Annotated in this window: 18 protein-coding genes; 12 read left to right on the forward strand and 6 right to left on the reverse strand. The window is 60.2% G+C overall.

The features are described 5' to 3' along the window. The first annotated feature begins 50 nt into the window (after positions 1-50). The 3 genes from tolQ to H0Z09_RS17480 are packed head-to-tail and all read left to right on the forward strand — an operon-like array spanning position 51 to position 1,962. Positions 51-743, forward strand: a complete 693-nt coding sequence (tolQ, locus tag H0Z09_RS17470; protein WP_186691841.1) for a protein TolQ — start codon at positions 51-53, stop codon at positions 741-743. A gap of 14 nt (positions 744-757) precedes the next feature. Then, positions 758-1,204, forward strand: coding sequence for a protein TolR (gene tolR / locus H0Z09_RS17475; protein ID WP_186691843.1), 447 nt, complete (start codon positions 758-760; stop codon positions 1,202-1,204). Beyond that, positions 1,201-1,962, forward strand: a complete 762-nt coding sequence (locus H0Z09_RS17480) for an energy transducer TonB (protein ID WP_186691845.1) — start codon at positions 1,201-1,203, stop codon at positions 1,960-1,962. The genes tolR and H0Z09_RS17480 overlap by 4 nt, the downstream gene beginning before the upstream one ends. A 43-nt stretch (positions 1,963-2,005) precedes the next feature. Here the strand turns inward: H0Z09_RS17480 and H0Z09_RS17485 are convergent, their stop codons facing one another. The 3 genes from H0Z09_RS17485 to H0Z09_RS17495 all read right to left on the reverse strand — a co-directional run bounded on the left by H0Z09_RS17485 (position 2,006) and on the right by H0Z09_RS17495 (position 5,254). Then, on the reverse strand, positions 2,006-2,980 hold the full coding sequence (locus H0Z09_RS17485) for an ABC transporter substrate-binding protein (RefSeq protein ID WP_186691847.1): 975 nt from the start codon (positions 2,978-2,980) through the stop codon (positions 2,006-2,008). 85 nt (positions 2,981-3,065) lie between these two features. Further along, entirely contained in the window at positions 3,066-4,646 is a 1,581-nt protein-coding gene (locus H0Z09_RS17490; RefSeq protein WP_186691849.1) for a rhodanese homology domain-containing protein, read from the reverse strand. Then, entirely contained in the window at positions 4,643-5,254 is a 612-nt protein-coding gene (locus H0Z09_RS17495) for a cysteine dioxygenase (protein WP_186691851.1), read from the reverse strand. The genes H0Z09_RS17490 and H0Z09_RS17495 overlap by 4 nt, the downstream gene beginning before the upstream one ends. Positions 5,255-5,471: 217 nt before the next feature. Here H0Z09_RS17495 and H0Z09_RS17500 point away from each other — a divergent pair, with 217 nt between their 5' ends. Further along, positions 5,472-6,377 carry a LysR family transcriptional regulator gene (locus tag H0Z09_RS17500; protein WP_186691853.1) on the forward strand — a complete coding sequence of 302 codons (906 nt, stop codon included), beginning with the start codon at positions 5,472-5,474 and terminating at the stop codon, positions 6,375-6,377. A gap of 616 nt (positions 6,378-6,993) precedes the next feature. On the opposite strand, the gene H0Z09_RS17505 is transcribed toward H0Z09_RS17500, so the two are convergent. Then, positions 6,994-8,076: an LLM class flavin-dependent oxidoreductase gene (locus H0Z09_RS17505; protein WP_186691855.1), complete on the reverse strand. Its 1,083-nt coding sequence runs from the start codon at positions 8,074-8,076 to the stop codon at positions 6,994-6,996. 265 nt (positions 8,077-8,341) lie between these two features. On the opposite strand from H0Z09_RS17505, the gene H0Z09_RS17510 reads away from it, so the two are divergent. After that, the gene (locus H0Z09_RS17510) at positions 8,342-8,962 is read left to right on the forward strand and encodes a hypothetical protein (RefSeq protein WP_238340266.1); all 621 of its coding nucleotides are present in this window, start codon (positions 8,342-8,344) and stop codon (positions 8,960-8,962) included. On the opposite strand, the gene H0Z09_RS17515 is transcribed toward H0Z09_RS17510, so the two are convergent. Together H0Z09_RS17515 and H0Z09_RS17520 are read right to left on the reverse strand one after the other, a co-directional pair. Beyond that, positions 8,914-9,246 carry a hypothetical protein gene (locus H0Z09_RS17515; RefSeq protein ID WP_076952543.1) on the reverse strand — a complete coding sequence of 111 codons (333 nt, stop codon included), beginning with the start codon at positions 9,244-9,246 and terminating at the stop codon, positions 8,914-8,916. The genes H0Z09_RS17510 and H0Z09_RS17515 overlap by 49 nt on opposite strands. Next, the gene (locus tag H0Z09_RS17520) at positions 9,243-9,551 is read right to left on the reverse strand and encodes a phosphomannomutase (protein ID WP_231998961.1); all 309 of its coding nucleotides are present in this window, start codon (positions 9,549-9,551) and stop codon (positions 9,243-9,245) included. Before H0Z09_RS17520 ends, H0Z09_RS17515 begins: the two co-directional genes overlap by 4 nt. Before the next feature lie 221 nt (positions 9,552-9,772). Here H0Z09_RS17520 and H0Z09_RS17525 point away from each other — a divergent pair, with 221 nt between their 5' ends. The 7 genes from H0Z09_RS17525 to H0Z09_RS17555 all read left to right on the forward strand — a co-directional run bounded on the left by H0Z09_RS17525 (position 9,773) and on the right by H0Z09_RS17555 (position 18,453). Further along, on the forward strand, positions 9,773-10,213 hold the full coding sequence (locus tag H0Z09_RS17525; protein WP_186691857.1) for a low molecular weight protein-tyrosine-phosphatase: 441 nt from the start codon (positions 9,773-9,775) through the stop codon (positions 10,211-10,213). A 179-nt stretch (positions 10,214-10,392) separates the two neighbouring features. After that, a complete protein-coding gene (locus H0Z09_RS17530) occupies positions 10,393-12,615 on the forward strand; it encodes a polysaccharide biosynthesis tyrosine autokinase (RefSeq protein WP_186691867.1) in 2,223 nt (740 codons plus the stop codon). 72 nt (positions 12,616-12,687) lie between these two features. Then, complete coding sequence (locus H0Z09_RS17535; protein ID WP_186691869.1) at positions 12,688-14,025, forward strand: UDP-glucose/GDP-mannose dehydrogenase family protein; 1,338 nt, start codon at positions 12,688-12,690, stop codon at positions 14,023-14,025. An 8-nt stretch (positions 14,026-14,033) separates the two neighbouring features. Then, positions 14,034-15,335, forward strand: coding sequence for a hypothetical protein (locus tag H0Z09_RS17540; protein WP_186691871.1), 1,302 nt, complete (start codon positions 14,034-14,036; stop codon positions 15,333-15,335). Beyond that, positions 15,325-15,924: an acyltransferase gene (locus H0Z09_RS27505; RefSeq protein WP_269458640.1), complete on the forward strand. Its 600-nt coding sequence runs from the start codon at positions 15,325-15,327 to the stop codon at positions 15,922-15,924. Before H0Z09_RS17540 ends, H0Z09_RS27505 begins: the two co-directional genes overlap by 11 nt. Further along, positions 15,921-17,153, forward strand: a complete 1,233-nt coding sequence (locus H0Z09_RS17550) for a glycosyltransferase family 4 protein (protein ID WP_186691873.1) — start codon at positions 15,921-15,923, stop codon at positions 17,151-17,153. The genes H0Z09_RS27505 and H0Z09_RS17550 overlap by 4 nt, the downstream gene beginning before the upstream one ends. Continuing rightward, positions 17,131-18,453 (forward strand): O-antigen ligase family protein, encoded by a 1,323-nt coding sequence (locus tag H0Z09_RS17555; protein WP_186691875.1) that lies wholly within the window; start codon positions 17,131-17,133, stop codon positions 18,451-18,453. The genes H0Z09_RS17550 and H0Z09_RS17555 overlap by 23 nt, the downstream gene beginning before the upstream one ends. Positions 18,454-18,464 lie beyond the last annotated feature (11 nt).

Below are 18,464 nucleotides of genomic sequence, written 5' to 3' on the forward strand. Positions count from 1 at the left end.
GTCATTACTTTTTAATCACTGCACGTTAAAACGCAGAGGAGGCATCAACCATGCACGCGACGATGGAACATATGACGATCTGGGGCCTGATCAGTGACGCCAGCCTGTTGGTCAAGGCGGTGATGGTCACCTTGCTGTTGGCATCCTTGCTCAGTTGGTACCTGATTATCCAGCGCGGCAGTGTGCTGCGGCGCCTGGAGCGCCAGTTGAATGGCTTCATGCAGCGCTTTCGCGCCGCCCCCGACTTGCAGGCGCTGTACCGCGAAACCGTGCAGGCGGGCGAGGGTGGCATTGCGCCGATTTTCATCGCGGGGGTGCAGGAATATCAACACCTGCACAGCCACGATCCGGCGGTGCTGGAAGGTGTGGAGCGGGCTTTGCAGGTCGCGATCACCGAACAGGAAATCGAGCTGGAAAAGGGCCTGCAATTTCTCGCCACCGTGGGCTCGGTCAGCCCCTATATCGGTTTGTTCGGCACGGTATGGGGCATCATGAATTCCTTTATTGGCTTGTCCCAGGTGCAACAGGCCACGCTGTCGACGGTCGCGCCAGGCATCGCCGAAGCCCTGATCGCCACGGCGATCGGCTTGTTTGCAGCCATCCCGGCGGTGATCGCCTATAACCGCTTTGCGGCGCGCAGCCAGACCTTGCTCACCCGTTACTACGCTTTCGGCAACGAACTGCAAGTGCGCCTGCACCGCGCCCTGAGCGGCACGCCGATCAACCTGGCCGCAGCCGCCTGAACTGGAGCGATCCCATGTTAGTAAGGCCGCAACGCAAGCACGGGCCCAAGGCCGAGATGAACGTGGTGCCCTACATCGACGTGATGCTGGTGCTGCTGGTGATCTTCATGGTCACCGCGCCGATGCTCACCCAGGGCGTAAAGATCGAACTGCCTAAAGTGGCCGCCGAGGCGCTGGCCACCGACACTCGCCAACAGATCCTTACGTTGTCGGTGAAGGCCGACGGGGGTTATTACTGGAGCCTGGGCGGTGAACTCGATACCCGGCACCAGACCGACAGCGCCGTGACCCTCGATGAAATGGGCGCCAAGGTCATGCAGGTGGTGGCGGCGCGCAGTGACACCCAGGTGTATATCCGCGCCGACGAAAACGCCGGCTACGGTCGCGTGGTCGCGGCCATGGCGGTGTTGCAGAAGGGCGGTGTGAGCAACCTGGGGCTGGTGACCGAGGCAGCGCAATGACGGCGATGATCACGCACGGCCCGACACTGGCGATGGCGCCCCGGCCGACGTCCGGGTTGTGCAGAAACAGCCTGGCGGCGAGCCTGGCGGTGATGCTGCATGTGGGCGTGCTGGCGGCATTGACGGTGGAGTGGTCGACGGAAAAACCGCCGGTGCAAGCGCCGAGGGTGATGCATACCCAGTTGGTGATGCTACCGGCTCCGGCTCCGGCTCCAGCGCCTGAACCGGTTGCGGTCGCGCCAACCCCGGAGCCCGTCGCCGTTCCTGCCCCCGTGAAGCCCACTGTCGACCCGCAGATCCAGGCGCAAAAACTCGAGAAAGCCGCGTTGGCGCGCAAGCGGGTCGAGCAGAAGAAGGTCGAGCAGCAGCAGGAAAGGTTAGACAGCGAACAGCAAAATCGCGAGCTGGAGCAACAACGCCAGGCCCGAGAACGCCTTGCCGCCGAGCGCACACGTCCCGCTCCCGCGGCGGCCGCGCCTGCATTCGACAGCCGCCAATACCAGCCCTTGAGCAAGCAAGCACCGGACTACCCCGAGCGTGCGCTGGACAAGAACATCGAAGGCGACTGTTCGGTGGAGTACACCGTCAACACCCAGGGCCGCGTGGAAAACCCCAAGGTGCTGGAGGGCTGCCACCCCCTGTTCATGCGACCTTCACTGGCGGCGGCAAACACCTTTCGCTATCAGCCAAGAATGATCGATGGCAAGCCTGTTCCGGTGCCGGCGGTGCGCAATACTTTTCACTATCGCATCAAATGAAATGCTCGCCGACAAGCCAGCTCCCACCAGTGACCTGCTCCTGTCAGCGAGTTGCCTGGGAGAGTTGGACACGCTTGGCGTTGAAGCTTTTGTCGAAGCCTTGCGACACGTCGATGTGCCGGGTCAGCAGGCCTTCTTTCCGGTAGGTGTCGGCGGTGGCTTGCAGGCCGCTGATCACCGGGTCGTCGATGGCGACTGGCGTCAGGTGGGTGTCCTTGGCCACTTCCACATGCACTTGCAGCGGCAGGCCGGTGATCCTGGCCTGGGCGGCGGCGTACTCATTGGGGTGGGTGTTGGCCCACGCATAGGCGCGGTCGACGCGTGCGACAAAGTCGTCCAGCTGCGGGCGCTTGTCGGCGATGGCCTCTCGGGTGGCGGCCAAGTACAAATGATTGCTCAGTAGCTGCTTGCCGCTGACCAGTACACGCGCCTGGCTTTGCGAGGTCACCACGGTGGTATAGGGGTCCCACGTCGCCCAGGCATCGGCGGTGCCGTTATCCAGCACCAGACGTGATTCGGCGGGCAGCAGGAAAATGAAGTGCGCATCCTGGCTGGTCAGGCCGGCGCTGGCCAAGGCTTTGATCGCCAGGTAATGCCCGATGGAACCGCGCCCGGTGACGATTTTCTTGCCCTTGAGGTCGGCGGCGGTCTTGATCGGCGAGTCCTTGGGCACCAGCAGGGCGGTGGTGTTGCGGCCTTCGGCGTGGATGATACTGACCACCTTGAGCGAGGCACCGGCACCGAGGGCGAACACGTACGGCGCATCGCCAAGGGCGCCGATATCCACGGCCCCGGCGTTCAAGGCTTCGCCCAGCGGCGAGGCGGACGGGAACTCCGACCACTGGATGGCATAGGGCAGGTTCTGTGTTTCGCCGCTGACTTCAAGCAGCGCTTTGATCGTTGACTTCTGGTTCGCCACCCGTAGCGGCTGCAGCTCGGCGGCGTGAGCACTGCCGATCAGCCCGAGGGCAAGGGCGCAGGCGAGGAAACGGTGCTTGAGGGGCAGGGTGTAAAACATGGGGCAGACTCCAGGCGTTGAGTGTTCAAAGAGGGATGCCTCCGCCTGGAGAAGGGGCGGATTGCGCGGGTGCTGCACGGGATGCTCAGATAACGTAGAAACCATGGGTGCCGTCGCGCGCCAGCTGGTCTACGAGGCCGAACTCCCAATCCAGATAGGCCTGCATGGCTTCCCTGGGGCTGTCGGTGCCTTCGTACGGGCGCCGATAGCGGTCGATACGCGGCGAGGCCAGGTGGGTTTCGCCTGTTTCCAATGGCAACTGCGCGTTGATCCAGCCGGTGGTGCCGTCTTGCAGCAGGAACACGGGCTTGCCGGTGAGGGCTTCGACCTCGGCCACCGCCAGGCGCGCCAATTGGCTACTGCCGCAGGTCAGTACGTAGCGCTGGGCGGCGGGCACCTTGGCCAGGGCCTGGGGCAGTTGCGCACGTAGCACCCACCAGGCCCCGGGAATATGGCGCTTGACGTAGTTGGCGCTGGCGGTGAAATCCAGCACCACGGTGTCGCCATGGGCCAGCCAGTCGGCCAGGGTCCGGGGGCTGATCGGCTCGACCGGGGGCGGCGTCGGTACGGGAGCGATCCACGCGCCTTTCTCGCTCAAGTGCGCCGGTTGCAGGTCATCCAGTACATGCACGTCCCAGCCCAGTTGGGCCAGCCAGGACGCGGACATATTGGCGCGCACGCCGTCGTCATCCGCCAGTACCAGCCGGGCACCGCGCACGCTGGCGACGTGGTCTGTTTCCTGCACCAGTTGCCCGCCCGGCGTCGAACGTGCGCCCGGCAGGTGGCCGGCTGCGTATTCTTCCGGTGTGCGTACATCGAACAGGTAGGTCGTGCGTGTCGGTTCCTGCTGCCAGGCCTTCAGGTCGGCCAGGGTGGCGCGGCCCACACGCGCCTTGTCGGCGACACGGCGCGCATCGGCCGCGGCGAGTTGGCGGTGTTCTTCCGAGGTCGGTGCAAAACGACGTGATTGGCCATGGGCGAGTTTCTGCCCGGCCAGGATCCAGCCGATGGTGCCGTTACGCAGGGCCGATACCGGGTTGGCCACGCCGGCATTGATCAGCGACTGGGTGCCGATAATGCTGCGGGTGCGCCCGGCGCAGTTGACGATGATGCGGGTGGCCGGGTCCGGCGCCAGCTCGCGGGCGCGCAGCACCAGTTCGGCGCCGGGCACGCTGATGCCGGTGGGGATGCTCATGGTCTGGTATTCGTCGAAGCGGCGCGCATCGAGCACCACTATATCGGCCTGGCTGTCGAGCAACGCTTGCACGTCTTCAGCCGCCAGGGACGGCGTGTGCCGCTCGCTTTCCACCAGCTCGCCGAAGGCTTTGCTGGGCACGTTGACGTCGATAAACAGCTCGCCACCGGCCTTGCGCCAACCGTCCAGCCCACCTTCCAGCAGGCTGACCTGGGTGTAGCCCAACGCGACCAGGCGTTCAGCGGCGCGGGCGGCCAGCCCTTCGCCGTTATCGTAGACGGTGACCTGGGTATCGAGGCGTGGAATGCGCGAGTACACCTCCAGTTCCAGCTTGGACAACGGGATATTCGCCGCGAACAACGGGTGGGATTCGGCAAACGGCGCTTCTTCGCGTACGTCGATCAGGGCGAGTTCTTCGCGGTCCAGCATGGCCTGGCGGATCTGGGCGAAGCTACGGGTGGAAGTGCTCATAGGGCAGGGCTCTTTTCTTTGGACAAATCCCAGATATTCGGGAGAAAGGCATTGGAATAACCGGAAATAAACAGTTTTTCGCTGCCGTCAGGTTGATACACCGCACGGCGCACCGCACCGATATTGGCGCCGTACACATGAATGCTGATCGACACCTGGTCGCTGTAGGCATTGCTCACCTGATGGATATCGCCGACTTTGGGCGACACCGCTTCAACCTGGCCCGGCACCAGTTGGATCGGCTCTCCTCGGGCAACCAGCCGGCCATCCGGCGCGCGTTCAAAACCTTGGGAAAACTCCGCCCCGCGCAGCATCCCGATCAGGCCCCACACCCGGTGGTCGTGGATCGGCGTGTTTTGCCCCGGCCCCCATACAAAGCTGACGATGCAAAAGCGCTCGCGCGAGTCGGCATGCAGCAGGAACTGCTGGTAGCGCTCGGGATCGGGCCTGGCGAATTCATCCGGCAGCCAGTCATCATGGCTGACCAATTGAGCCAGCAGCTTGCCGCCACGGTGCAGCAGGTCGCCTTCGCGTGGATGGCCGTCGATCAATTCCGCCAGTGCGCCTATGAAGGCTCTGAGTCTTTCCGGGTGTGCGGCCTGGGTCATGGCATGTCCATCGTGTGGTTGCTGGCGATGCGATTATCTAAGCATAATGTTTATAATTAATATGCTGATTTTTAATGATTAGCTTATAGCTGAAGGTAATTTAGAACCGGTGCGACCTGCGCTAAACGTTATCGGCCACAGTGCGGGCTATCCAGATAACCCTGCGGCAACTATGCTTCGCACACATCTTAATGACTGTTCTCTATGTGCGGCCCCAATGAAAATTGACGATATCGATGCCTTTGTCGAAGTGATTCGTTGCCAGTCGATCAGCCACGCCGCCGAGTCGTTGCAACTGACCCAGCCGGCGATCACCCGCCGTGTGCAGAACTTCGAGCAGGCCCTGGGGGTAGAGCTGTTCGACCGCAACACCAAGCCCCTCAAGCCCACGTTGATCGGTACCCGCGTGTATGAGCAGTGCCGGTTGATCCTGCGCGAGATGGATGCACTGCGCGAACTGGTCGCCACCGACGCGCCGCCCACCGGCCTGTTGCGCCTGGGCGTGCCGCAGACCCTCGGCGATGTGGTGCTGCTGGATGCGCTCAAGCAGCTGCGCACCGAGTACCCGGACCTGCGTGCCCAGGTCGTCACGGGATGGGGCAGCCAGTTGGTCGGCAAGATCGAACGTGGCGAGCTGGATGCGGCCGTGGCGTTGTTCCCGGCGAGCAAGGTTTTCCCGGACAACATCGTCGGTGCATCCATCGGCAAGATGGAGCTGGTGGTGGTGTGTGCCAAGGCGCAGTTGCCGAAGAAGCCTTGCAAGCTGGCGGACGTTTATCAGCAGGGCTGGGTGCTCAACCCGGATGGCTGCGGCTTTCGCGCTGGCTTACAGCGCACCTTGGCCGACCAGGGGTTGGTATTGCGGGTGAACCTGGAAACCTTCGGCACCGAGCTGCAGTTGGGCCTGGTGGCGGACGGCCTGGGCCTTGGCTTGGTGCCTCGCCCCTTGCTGGAGCGCAGCGCGCACCGTGAACATCTGGCGGTGCTGCCGCTCAAGGACTTCAAGCCGGTGATGGACCTGTGGCTGATCTACCCGCACTTCCTGGGCAACCTGCAAGGGCCGGTGGATGCGTTTGGCAAGCGGGTTGCCGATTCCCTGCACAAGATCCGCAACGCTGCCTGACCCCTGTGGGAGCTGGCTTGCCTGCGATGGCGGTCTGTCAGACGACTATTTTTTTGGATCTGACCGAGTACATATCCGTTTCTGCGGTAACGGCTGCTATTGGTTCCGCCCTTACGGCGGCTCACTTTTGAAGAGCGCAAAAGTAAGCAAAACGCTCTTGCCCCAACACTCGGCACCTCGCTTAGGCTCGGTGTGCCCGAACGCAGGCTTGAATCCGTGGGCCGCCGCCACGCGCCATCCATGGCGCGGGGCGGCTAACCCGGCGTCCTGCCGGGTTACCCACGGATTCAAACCTGCGTTCGGCCAGCGTGTTTGACGGGGCGCCTGAGATCAAGATCAAAAGCCAGAGCAACAGCAACAGCCAGAGCAACAGCAAGCAGTTGTGTAGATACCTATGGCTATCGCGGCATAGGTATCTACACAATTTTCAGAGGCTGGCAAATCCCCTGTGGCGAGCGGGCTTGTCGAATCGTCGCACCGCCCGCGTTGGGGGCGCAGCAGCCCCAATGAAGACGAATGCGGAGTATCAGACTTTCCTTTGCGCCTGGTTTTGGGGCTGCTGCGCAGCCCAACGCGGGCAAGCCTGCTCCCACAGGAAAGCAGAGCGGTGGCGTGCTCAGGCCACTCGCTGGTCCTGCTCGCGTTCAGCGATCAGTTGGCGGGTGAGGGGAATCAGGCGCTTGCCGTAGTCAATCGCATCGTCCAGCGGATCAAACCCGCGAATCAGGAACGTCGTGATCCCCAGGTCGTAGTAGTCCACCAACGCCTCAGCCACTTGCTCGGCCGTGCCCACCAATGACGTCGAGTTGCCCTGGGCCCCGAGCAAACCGGCAATCCCGGTCCACAAGCGCTTGTCCAGCCGCGATCCCTGCGCCGCCGCCGCGAGCAACCGGCGCGAACCTTCATTCGGTGGTTCGCGCCGCACAAAGCCATTTTTTTCCGCCAGCGCGGTTGCCTGCTGCAAGATGCTGTCGGCCCGTGCCCACGCCAGCGCTTCGGTCTCGGCCAGGATCGGGCGCAACGACAAACTGAAGCGAATCGTGCGTCTATGCCTGGCCGCCTCGGCGCGAACCTGGCTCACGGTCTCGCGCACTTGCTCGTAGGTTTCGCCCCACAGCGCATACACGTCGGCGTGCTTGCCCGCCACTGCGATCGCGGCGGCGGAGGAACCGCCAAAGTACAACGGAATATGCGGCTGCTGCGGCGACTTCACCGTGGAGTGCGCACCTTCGACCTGATAGTAGGTGCCTTCAAAGTCAAACGGCTGCTCGCTGGTCCATTCCTGGCGCACCACGCTCAGGTATTCGTCGGTGCGTGCGTAGCGCTCGTCCTTGCCGATATGGCTGCCATCGGCGCGCAATTCGCGGTCGTCGCCGCCCGTGATGATATGCACTGCGGTGCGCCCACCGTTGAACACATCAAGGGTGCTGAACTGCCGCGCGGCCAGGGTGGGCTGGGTGACACCGGGGCGGTGGGCAATGAGGAACCGCAGTTTCTTGGTCACGCTGGCCGCATGGGACGCGATCAGTGTGCTGTCCGGGCTGTTGGAGTGGAAGGCCACCAGCGCGCGGTCGAAGCCGGCGTCTTCGTGGGCGCGGGCCACGGTCTCGACATAGTCGGGTTGCAGGGCAGGACCGCTGCGCGGGTGGATCTCGGAAGCGTGATGGCCGCCAATGTAGCCGATGAATTCGATGCTCATGGTCTGTCCTTGTCGAGTAGGGTATCAACACCTGCGCCAGGTGGGATCGGTCATGCTCGTGCAAGGTAAGGGCAGCCACTGCCTGAGTAAAATGCCGTTTGGTTCTATCCTAATTATTAAAATAGAGAATCATAATCTTTGATTTGATCAGGTAATTGCATTTTAAGCAGGGCGCATCGCGCAAGCCTGACCCTCGATAACGTTGTGTTTTCCCCTGGCCTGGGGTCTGATGGGCGCCGAAATGGGAACCTCAGGTTGGGAAGTCATGCGGGCAGAATTTGCGCAATATGGCGGCATCACCGTCATGATTCCGGCCGCGATCATCATTGCCGTGTGGCTCAGGTACTCCAACCCCTGGGCACTGCGTGCCTGGTTAATCACCGTGGGGGCAGCTTACACACTGGTTGCCCTGAGCAAGTTGCTCTTCAAGGGCTGGGGCTTATCCTTTCAACACATGGACATCGCCGTATTAAGCGGCCATGCCATGAATACATGCCTGATGGTCACCGTGGCATCGAGCCTGGTGGCGCGTCAGTTCAACCCGGCATTGCGCTGGCCGGCGGCGCTGGGGGGCGTGTTCGCCAGCCTCTGGTTCAGTGCTTTCTGCGTTGCCCCTTACATCCATCCACTCAATGAAGCCCTGGCCGGCGCCGCGCTGGGCGTCGGCGCGGCCCTTGCATTTCTGTGGCGCATTGAAGCCACCTCTATCAAGGTATCCCGTTCATTTATCGGCGGTGGCCTGGCGGTCTTGCTGGCTTGTGCGCTGTTGCCCAAGTACAACGCTGAGGTGCTGCTCAACAGGGTCGCCATCAGCCTCTCCGGTGCCGACCAAGCCCATCAAGCGCCTTCCTGGCGCGCGGATGCGCCGCGCAGGACGGCCGAGTAAGTCCCCAGGTCCTGCGCCCGGTTGCTGTCCACCATCAACGCCAGCAACACCGTCTGCGCATTGAAGCGCCGGGTATCGCCCCGACGCCGCGCCGCCTCCATCTGCCTGAACAGCGTATGCGTGACTTGCTGCGGCGAACTGCCTTGCAGCTGCTCAAGCCAATGGCCGATGGCCTGGGTGTTGCGCCGGTACTGCGCGCCCACCGCCGGTTCAGCAAAGCCTTCGAACATCCCGGTGAGTTTTCTCAGCGCATAGCTGCGAATCAAACCGCTCAGCAGACTCATGGCCGTTCCTCGGTCCCGGAGATATTCGCCAGCAACTCGGCGGTCTTGACCTGCATGAACTGGCTGTCACCGCGACTTTCCACGCACAGGCACACCGACAGCGCGTCACTCACCTGCAACTTGAAGCGCCAGTCGGCAAACACCATGGACAGCCCGGAGCACGACTCATCGCTGTCCAACGAATTGTCGCCATACAACACCTGCATGCGCTTGACGACGCGGGTCGAGTTATTCACTTCGATATGAATATTTCCCGAAGAAGGAAATAGGCCAATACGCTCTACCAATAACTTTGAAGTGTTCATGGCCGTCCCTTCGTTTTAGCACTTGGGGGCACTTTATTCTGTGCGGGGGTGAAAAGTGCGGGAATGTTATTTTTAGTCGGTCAAGGCGCTGATTGTTATTTTTCGTCGGCCTCGACAGGTGGTCGAAGTAAGCGTGTTGTGATCATAATCGTCTCGCTACTTTAAGTAAGGCCATTCCTTTTACTACCGGATTAATACAGTACGGCGCGTGGGAGGTTGCCTTGTTCAATAAGATTTTGGTTGTGTGTGTCGGCAATATCTGTCGCAGCCCCACGGCGGAGCAATTACTGCGCAATGCACTGGCGTCTTCAGCCATAAAAGTCAGTTCGGCGGGGTTGGCGGCATTGCGTGACAGTCCTCTGGAACCGACGGCTTTGCAAGTGCTTGAAGAACATGGGCATATACCGGGTTTGCACAGGGCGCGTCAGTTGACAAGCGATGCCGTGAGTGATGCGGACCTTGTTCTGGTCATGGAGCAACGGCATATAAAAGGAGTGCTCAGTCTCGCGCCAGAGGCTCGGGGCAAGGTCTTTCTGTTGGGTAAATGGCAATACGATCGAGAGATCATGGACCCGTATCGTCAGGGCAAGCCGGCTTTTGTCCATGCCTATGCGTTGATAGAACAAGCGGCCCAGGCCTGGGCGCGACGATTGGTTAATTGAGTTGCTTGATGAGCGCCGGATAACGCGCTTGGCAAGTTTAAATTAAATAATGTGGACGATTTACAGTCAGGCTCTAGTGAGAGTTTGCGTACTGCGTGAAGCCGTTAAACGTGCATGGAGCCGGGCGTCTTGCACCCTGTGCCATTCCTTGACTTTTAGTTAGATAAAAGAACTGACTTATGCAATCAGCACCCGCAATAGCGTCGCATAACGGCGAAGAAACCGATTTAGATTTCATGATGTTATTGGGCACACTGCTGGACCATAAATGGTTGATCGCTGGTATCAGCATCGCGTTTATGGCACTGGGTGTGGCCTATGCCGTGCTGACGCCTCCGGTATACCAAGCCACAGCGCTGGTGCAGGTCGAGCCGAAGAAAAGCGACATGCTGGGTTTTTCCGACGTTGGCAGTTTGCTCGGAAAGGAGTCGCCCACTGTCACGGAAGTCGAGCTGATACGTTCGAGAATCACCATTGGTACCGCCGTCGATAACCTGAACCTGGACCTGGAGGTGAAGCCCAAACGCTTTCCGCTGGTTGGCGACTTTATTGCCCGGCGCTTCAAACCTGCGCAGGATCAGGCCGTGGCGAGCCCATGGCTCGGCCTGGACAGCTACGGCTGGGGGGGCGAGGAGTTGACGTTTTCGCTATTGCGCCTCCCAGCCGAGCTGTTGGGCCAGGAGCTGACCTTGACGGCCGGCGATGGCCCCCGTTTCACCCTGTCGGACCAGGACGACAACGTTTTACTGACGGGGCAGGTGGGTCGTTTCTACGAAAGCAATGGCATCAAGCTGCAGGTCAAGACGCTGCATGCCAATCCGGGCGCGCAATTCAGCGTTGTCCGTTCACCCCGCCTCAGCAGCATCTTGCGCTACCAGAAATTACTCGACGTGGCGGAGCGCGGCAAGGAATCGGGGATTATCGGCCTGGCGCTGGAAAGCACCCGGCCGGCTGCTGCCATTGAAGTGCTCAATGAAGTGGCGCGTATCTATGTGCGCCAGAACATTGATCGCACTTCCGCAGAGGCTGCCCAGAGCCTGGCATTTCTCAAGGATCAACTGCCGCAGGTGCGCAAGGATGTCGAGCACGCCGAGACGGCGCTCAATCAGTTCCAGATCCGCAACAAAACCATCGACATCAGTCTTGAGGCCAAGGCGATTCTTGATCAGATCGTCGCATTGGACGCCAGCATTTCGGAACTCAAGATGCAGCAGGCTGAGATAGAACGAAAGTTCACGCCGCAGCATCCTGTGTACCGCGCGCTCCTCACGCAATTGGCGGAACTCAGTGCGCGTCAAAATGAGCTGGCCAGAAAAGTCGAAAGCCTGCCCACCACTCAGCAGGAACTGCTGAGCCTGACCCGGGACCTGAAAGTCAGTACCGAGATCTACACGCAACTGCTGAACAAGTATCAGGAGTTGGACGTAATGCGCGCCGGCACTGTCGGTAACGTGCGCCTGATCGATACCGCCGATGTCGATTTGAGGAATCCGATCAGGCCGCAGAAGGCATTGATCGTGGTGATCGCTACGCTGCTCGGTGCCTTTGTCGCGATTGCGCTGGTGCTGTTTCGCAAGGCGCTCAACCGAGGCGTTTCCAACCCCAATGAATTGGAAAAGCTTGGCTTGCCGGTGTATGCGGCAATACCGTTCAGCGCCATCCAGAAGGACATGGACCAGAAACTCTTTCGCGCCAACAAGGCCGAATCGACGCAGTTGCTGGCGCTCAGTAATCCAACTGACCTGGCGATTGAAGCGCTGCGCAGCCTGCGCACGAGTTTGCATTTCGCCATGCTGGAAGCCGGTAACAACCGCCTGATGATCTCCGGGCCCAGCCCGCAGGTCGGCAAGACATTTGTCTCATCGAACCTGGCCGCCGTGGTTGCCCATTCGGGCCAGCGTGTGTTGTTGGTGGACGTCGATATGCGCAAAGGCTACTTGCACAAAGTCTTCGGTATCCCGGCTGAAAACGGGCTGTCTGACCTTCTGGCCAAACGCTGCGACCTCAGCGCTGCGATCCATCACACCGAAGTGGAAAACCTTCACATCCTGGGCCGCGGCCGGATACCCCCGAACCCATCGGAACTGTTGATGCACGCCAATTTCAGCGCGTTTCTTGAACAAGTCAGTGCGCTCTATGACCTGGTGATCCTGGATACGCCGCCGTTCCTCGCGGTGACCGACGCAACCATCGTCGGGCGCCAATCCGGTACCAACTTGATCGTGGCCCGGTTCGAGCTGAACTCGGCGCGCGAAGTGGAGCTGACGATGCGTCGCTATCAGCAGAATGGGATTGAACTCAAAGGCGCCATTTTCAACGGCATCGAGAAGCGCTCGTCCGCCAAATACGGATACGGCGCCTACAGCTATTACAACTACGAGTACAAGTCGGACAGCGTTTGATCCTGGACGCAAGGCATTGAAGTCCAACGCGCAGCACGTCTACCACTGGCCGCAGGTTCAAAGAGAAACGCTATGAAAGTCACAGTATTTGGCATTGGTTATGTGGGGCTGGTCCAGGGTGCGGTACTTGCGGAAGTCGGTCACGACGTGCTGTGTGTCGATATCGATGCTCATCGGGTCGAACGTCTCAAACAGGGGCATATTCCGATCTACGAGCCGGGCCTGGAGACGTTGGTCAGGGAAAACCATACGGCCGGTCGCTTGAATTTCACCACCGATGCCGTGGCAGCGGTCAAGCACGGCGAAGTGCAGTTTATCGCGGTGGGCACGCCGCCTGATGAGGATGGTTCAGCGGATCTGAAATATGTGCTGACCGTGGCCGAGACCATTGGACAGCACATGCAGATGCCGCTGACGATTATCGACAAATCCACCGTTCCGGTGGGCACGGCCGACAAGGTCAGTGCACGGGTCGCCGCCATGCTCGCCCTGCGTGATCGCACCGACTTGAGCTTCGACGTGGTGTCCAACCCCGAGTTTCTCAAGGAAGGCTGTGCAGTGGCTGACTGCATCAGGCCGGACCGGATTGTCATCGGCACGGCCAGCCGACATGCGGAAGAGGTGATGCGCGAGCTCTATGCGCCGTTCAACCGCAACCACGAAAAAATCATTGTGATGGACGTGCGCAGCGCCGAGTTGACCAAGTATGCGGCCAATTGCCTGCTCGCCACCAAGATCAGCTTCATGAACGAGATGGCCAACCTGGCCGAGCGCCTGGGGGCGGATATCGAGATGGTCCGCCAGGGGATCGGTTCCGATCCGCGTATCGGCTATCACTTTCTCTACGCGGGCGTCGGTTATGGAGGGTCGTGCTTTCCGAAGGATGTCCAGGCATTGATCCAGACCGCCGAGACTATCGACTTCGATGCCACGCTGCTCAAGGCGGTGGAGCGGCGCAATGCCGAGCAGAAGAATAGCGTGTTCAACAAGATTTCCACGCATTTCAACGGTGAGCTGAGGGACAAGACTTTCGCGCTCTGGGGGCTCAGCTTCAAGCCCAATACCGATGACATGCGCGAGGCCCCCAGTCGTGTGTTGATGGAGGCCCTGTGGCGTGCCGGGGCAAAAGTGCAGGCGTTTGACCCGCAAGCCATGGAAGAAACCCAGCGCCTATATGGCGACCGCGATGACCTGCGCCTGTGCGGCACCAAGGAAGCCTGCCTGAAAGGCGCAGACGCGTTGATGATCGTCACCGAGTGGCAAGCCTTCAAGGCGCCGGATTTCACGGCGATCAAGCAGCAGCTCAAGCAGCCGCTGATTTTTGACGGGCGTAACCTGTTCGATCCCGCCAGTGTGCTGAAAAAAGGCATTCACTACGTATCCATTGGGCGACCTCTCAACTCGGTATAGGTCTTTCCATGAGCGTGCTTAAAAGAATCGTCAATGGCATCGGCGCCAATTCGTTTGGCCAGGTGGTGAACCTGCTGATTCAGCTGGTGAGCGTTCCCGTGCTGATTGCCAGTTGGGGGTTCGGTGCCTACAGCGAGTGGGTTGTACTGTCCGCGATCCCGACCTATCTGGCGCTGTCCGACCTAGGGGTGACCACGGCTGCTTCGAGCAAAGTGGTGATCTGGCATGAGCGCGGGCGACTGAGGGTCGCGCGTGCGGTCTACAGCACCAGCTTTGCATTTTTGTCACTGGCGGGGCTCAGCATGCTGTTGCTCGCTCTGGGGGCATTGGCGTTCTTCGACCTGTTCAGCCTGCTCAATCTCAAGTCAATCAGCAGCGGGGACGGGGTATTGATCCTCTCGGCGCTTACCGGCTATTCGCTGCTTTGCCTGTTTACCAACATGATCTCGATACGCTACCGCGCCTTCAAGGCCTTGCCGCTGTCGTCATTGATCATGAACGTGATCCGGATGCTGGAATGGTCGGCGGCGTTAATGTGCGCCTACCTCACCCACAGCCTGGTCGACACCAGCCTGGTGTTGCTGGCGGTGCGTGCGATTGGCCTCGTCAGTAAGAACCTGATCGCCAACCGCCTGGGTATTACCTTGCGTTTCAACGCATCAGCCGTGGGCAAGCGCGCGTTTGTGACGTTGATCAAACCGTCGCTGGCGTCGCTGGCCTTTCCGATTGGCCTGGCGCTGAACGTACAGGGGTTGATCATTCTGCTGTCGGTACTGCTGTCGCCGGGCCACGCGGCGATATTCGGCTTGTACCGAACGATCTCCAGGGTACTGGTGCAATTTTCCACCGTAGTGAACCAGTCTCTGTGGCCGGAAATTTCCTACGCATTCTCCATCGGCGACAACCAATTGGTCAGGAAGATGATCCGTTACGCCTTGAAATTTTCACTGCCGATTGCCTGCGTGATGGGCGCGCTGGTGGTGGCATTCGGTGGGACCCTATTTGATGTGTGGTCGGGCAGGAAGGACGATTACTCTTCCAGCATCATGCTCGTGCTGATCCTCGGCGCGCTGACGCATGTGGCCTGGCAGGTGTACTGGGTCGCCCTGATGGCCACGGCGTCCTATTCGTCATTTGCCGTGGTGTTCATGCTGGTGTCGCTCGCCAGCATGCTGGCAGTGTTTTGCCTTGCACAAGACTACGGCCTGCTCGGTGTCTGCTATGTGCTGGTGGCCACCGAAGTGGTGCTGTTCGGCTTCGCCAAGCGTGGTTTCCATCGTCTTGAGCTGAGGATGGCCCGTGCTGATTAATGACCTGATCCGCCACCGACTGAAAATCAGCCTGTTCAAACCGCAGGGGCTCAAATACCTGGCCAAGCGCGTACTGCTGCTTGCCAGGTTACTCAAGGCCGATAGCCGCCAGCGTGCGTTGCGCCGGCAGGGCGCCACGCTAGGTTCGCTGGTGATGATCAATGCCGTGGAGTTCGAAGGCGCGGTCGCACGTTTCAGCGTCGGCACCGGCACTTTTATCGGCAAACGCACCTTTATCCAATTGCATGCACCCGTGAAAATCGGGACGCATGTGGCGATCAATGAGGGCGTGCGGATCCTGACGGGAACCCATGACCTGGATGATCCCGCGTGGCGCTTGAAGGTCGCAGCGGTGGTGATCGGCGATTACGCCTGGATCGCCACGGACGCAATGATCCTGCCGGGGGTGACGATTGGTGAAGGGGCCGTCGTTGGCGCGGGCAGCGTGGTCGGTCGAGATGTGCAGCCCTACACCGTCGTGGCCGGCAATCCTGCACGGGTCATCAGGTCGCGCGCCATGCGGGCCTTCACCTACAGCCCGGTCCGTTCAAGTGCCGTGGTTGAAGCCTGGATGGGTAAATCAAGATGATCCTGGTCGCCCATCCCGTCGGTAACCAAAATGTTCGTGCGCTGCTGCGTGCGTTGAATCAACGGCGGTTGCTGCACTCCTTTCATACCTCGTTGGCACTGCATAAGGACTCGTTCCTCTGCCGCCTGCCGATCGTGGGCAAGGAATGTTTGCGCCGCACCTTCGATCAGGTCGACGGCGCCTTGCTGCACAGTTACCCGCGCTACGACGTACCGCGCGTGCTCTGCGACAAGCTCAGGTGGTATCGGCTTACACAGCGCAACACGGGCCTGTTCTGCCCGGAAAACGTCTACAACCACATTGACCAGGCCAGCGCCAACTTTCTGTACAGGGCGCCGCGCAAACCGGGTCAGGTGTACGGCTATGACGGCAAGTGCCTGGGCTTGTTCAACGCTGCACGGGATATTGGAGGCATCACCCTCAACTATGAAGCGGCCTTTGGCTCCATTGCCTACGCGTGCAGGGAGCTTGACCATGAGCGCGAAGCCAACCCGGCCTGGCGAGCGAGCATTCCGAACATCAGTGACGACACCGTGCGCAAGCAAACGGCCGAGCTTGCGTTGGCGGACCGGATCATTGTGGCGAGTACCTTTGCCAAACGAACCCTGGGTGAGTACGGCATCGCGCCCGACAACATCGCGATCACGCCCTACGGTGGGCCTGCCCCGAGGGTGCGCCATGAAGTCAATGCCCGACCCGGTGCGCGGTTGAAGGTGATTTATGTCGGAGCGCTGACCCAGCAAAAGGGGATCTCGTATTTTTTCGACGCGCTGAATCTCGCGGCGAGCAGTGTGGCCCTGGACGTGACCGTGATCGGCGGGGACTACGCCAACGGTCGCAACCAGGCGCTCAATACCGAGCTGAAGAAGTACCAGTGGTTCAGTTCTGCATCCCATGAAGAGGTCATCCGTCACCTGTTGGCGGCCGATGTATTGGTCTTGCCGTCACTCGCCGAGGCCTTCGGCCTGGTGGTGGGGGAAGCGTTGGCCATGGGGACGGCAGTCATCGTCTCGCGCAATTGCGGTGCGGCAGACTTGGTCGTCGATGGGGTCAATGGCTACGTGGTGCCGATCCGGTCTGCCGAATCTATCGCTGCCCATCTGGTCGAGCTGGCCGAGGACAAGGAAAAACTCAATACGTTGAAGCACAACGCGGTGTTGTCCGCCGGCGGCACGACATGGGAAAGCTATGCCATGGAGGTGATGGATGCAATCCTTGGCCAATCCTGAAGGGGTCAACTTACATGAGCGCTACCGCACCCGTGTAGTCAGTGCGTTCGTGCTTATCTACCTGTTCATTCTGTTCGAAGGCATCTTGCGCAAGTGGGTAATGCCAGGTCTCAGCTCGGCCATCTATTTCATCAAGGACCCGATAGTCATTTACATCTATTGGTGCGCCTACAGGTTTGGTTTTTTCTCGAAAAACCTGGTATCGGCTTACTTCGTTGTCTTGGTGATTGTGTTCTTCGTGATGGTGTCTGCGTTTTTGTTGAGCAGCCCTGAAGGCTTTGTCATCTATGGCTACGGGGTGCGCAACTACCTCCTCTATTTCCCGCTGATATTTGTCGCCGGCAAGACGCTGGGGTTGTCGGACGTCTACCGTTTCGCCCGCATCACGCTGTTTGCGGCGATCCCGATCAGCGTCCTGGTGGTGCTGCAGTATTCGTCCGGGCCGCAGGCCTACGTGAACAAAGGCATTGGCGATGATGACTTCATCTTCATGATTGCCGACGGCGTCGTCAGACCGTACGGCACCTTTACCTTTACCGCCGGGCATGTGGTGTACGTGTCGGCGTGCTTTGCCTTCCTGGTGGCGGCGATTTTCGACAAAGCCTTGTTCCGCGCGGTGTTTGCGCGGCGCTACGGACTTTTCGCGGTGTCGGCGTTGGCAGTGGCAGTGATGTGTTTCCTGACCGGGTCGAGGGCCATCTACGCGTACGCCGCGATGGTGCTGGTGGCCGCGCTGGCGGTCGCCTTGATCAAGAAATCGCAGCGCAATCTGTTGTCGCTGTTTGGCCTGGCGGCCGCGTTGTTTGTGAGCCTGCTGGTCTTCATGTCCACCGACAGCTACCAGGTACTGGTGGAGCGAAACAGGAGCGCGGTTGCCAGTGAGGGCTCGCCGGTGACGCGTGCGTTCTCCAGCCTGTACGCATTCACTCGTGTAATCGACGACGCGCCACTTTGGGGGCACGGGATTGGTTCGGGCACCAATGCCGCCGCGTCGATTCTGCGCGCGGGGCGAGAGCAGGGCTCGGGGTTTTTATTGGCCGAAGATGAATGGTCACGGATCGTGCTGGAAATGGGCCTTCCAGCAGGGCTGATGTTCATCCTGTTCAGGGTATTCGTCCTGCTCTGGTTACTGCTCAAGTCCTACAAGGCCCTCATCAGGCAAGGCACCGGCGTGCCGTTGCTGCTGTGCGGGTTCCTGGCGCCGATCTTGTTCAACGGGGTTATGACCATGCAAGGCACTTTCCTGGCATTTGGCGTGCTCTATGCCTGCCTGATCCTCGGGGCCTGCAAGAAAACCTGAATCAACTCAAC

This window comes from Pseudomonas sp. SWRI18 (genome assembly GCF_014268345.1).
GTDB lineage: Bacteria > Pseudomonadota > Gammaproteobacteria > Pseudomonadales > Pseudomonadaceae > Aquipseudomonas > Aquipseudomonas cedrina.

Excerpts from the sequence above, each read along its gene's own strand:
- tolQ (WP_186691841.1), top strand. The coding sequence starts at position 51 with ATGCACGCGACGATGGAACATATGACGATCTGGGGCCTGATCAGTGAC.
- tolR (WP_186691843.1), top strand. The coding sequence starts at position 758 with ATGTTAGTAAGGCCGCAACGCAAGCACGGGCCCAAGGCCGAGATGAAC.
- H0Z09_RS17480 (WP_186691845.1), top strand. The coding sequence starts at position 1,201 with ATGACGGCGATGATCACGCACGGCCCGACACTGGCGATGGCGCCCCGG.
- H0Z09_RS17485 (WP_186691847.1), bottom strand. The coding sequence starts at position 2,980 with ATGTTTTACACCCTGCCCCTCAAGCACCGTTTCCTCGCCTGCGCCCTT.
- H0Z09_RS17490 (WP_186691849.1), bottom strand. The coding sequence starts at position 4,646 with ATGAGCACTTCCACCCGTAGCTTCGCCCAGATCCGCCAGGCCATGCTG.
- H0Z09_RS17495 (WP_186691851.1), bottom strand. The coding sequence starts at position 5,254 with ATGACCCAGGCCGCACACCCGGAAAGACTCAGAGCCTTCATAGGCGCA.
- H0Z09_RS17500 (WP_186691853.1), top strand. The coding sequence starts at position 5,472 with ATGAAAATTGACGATATCGATGCCTTTGTCGAAGTGATTCGTTGCCAG.
- H0Z09_RS17505 (WP_186691855.1), bottom strand. The coding sequence starts at position 8,076 with ATGAGCATCGAATTCATCGGCTACATTGGCGGCCATCACGCTTCCGAG.
- H0Z09_RS17510 (WP_238340266.1), top strand. The coding sequence starts at position 8,342 with ATGCGGGCAGAATTTGCGCAATATGGCGGCATCACCGTCATGATTCCG.
- H0Z09_RS17515 (WP_076952543.1), bottom strand. The coding sequence starts at position 9,246 with ATGAGTCTGCTGAGCGGTTTGATTCGCAGCTATGCGCTGAGAAAACTC.
- H0Z09_RS17520 (WP_231998961.1), bottom strand. The coding sequence starts at position 9,551 with ATGAACACTTCAAAGTTATTGGTAGAGCGTATTGGCCTATTTCCTTCT.
- H0Z09_RS17530 (WP_186691867.1), top strand. The coding sequence starts at position 10,393 with ATGCAATCAGCACCCGCAATAGCGTCGCATAACGGCGAAGAAACCGAT.
- H0Z09_RS17535 (WP_186691869.1), top strand. The coding sequence starts at position 12,688 with ATGAAAGTCACAGTATTTGGCATTGGTTATGTGGGGCTGGTCCAGGGT.
- H0Z09_RS17540 (WP_186691871.1), top strand. The coding sequence starts at position 14,034 with ATGAGCGTGCTTAAAAGAATCGTCAATGGCATCGGCGCCAATTCGTTT.
- H0Z09_RS17550 (WP_186691873.1), top strand. The coding sequence starts at position 15,921 with ATGATCCTGGTCGCCCATCCCGTCGGTAACCAAAATGTTCGTGCGCTG.
- H0Z09_RS17555 (WP_186691875.1), top strand. The coding sequence starts at position 17,131 with ATGCAATCCTTGGCCAATCCTGAAGGGGTCAACTTACATGAGCGCTAC.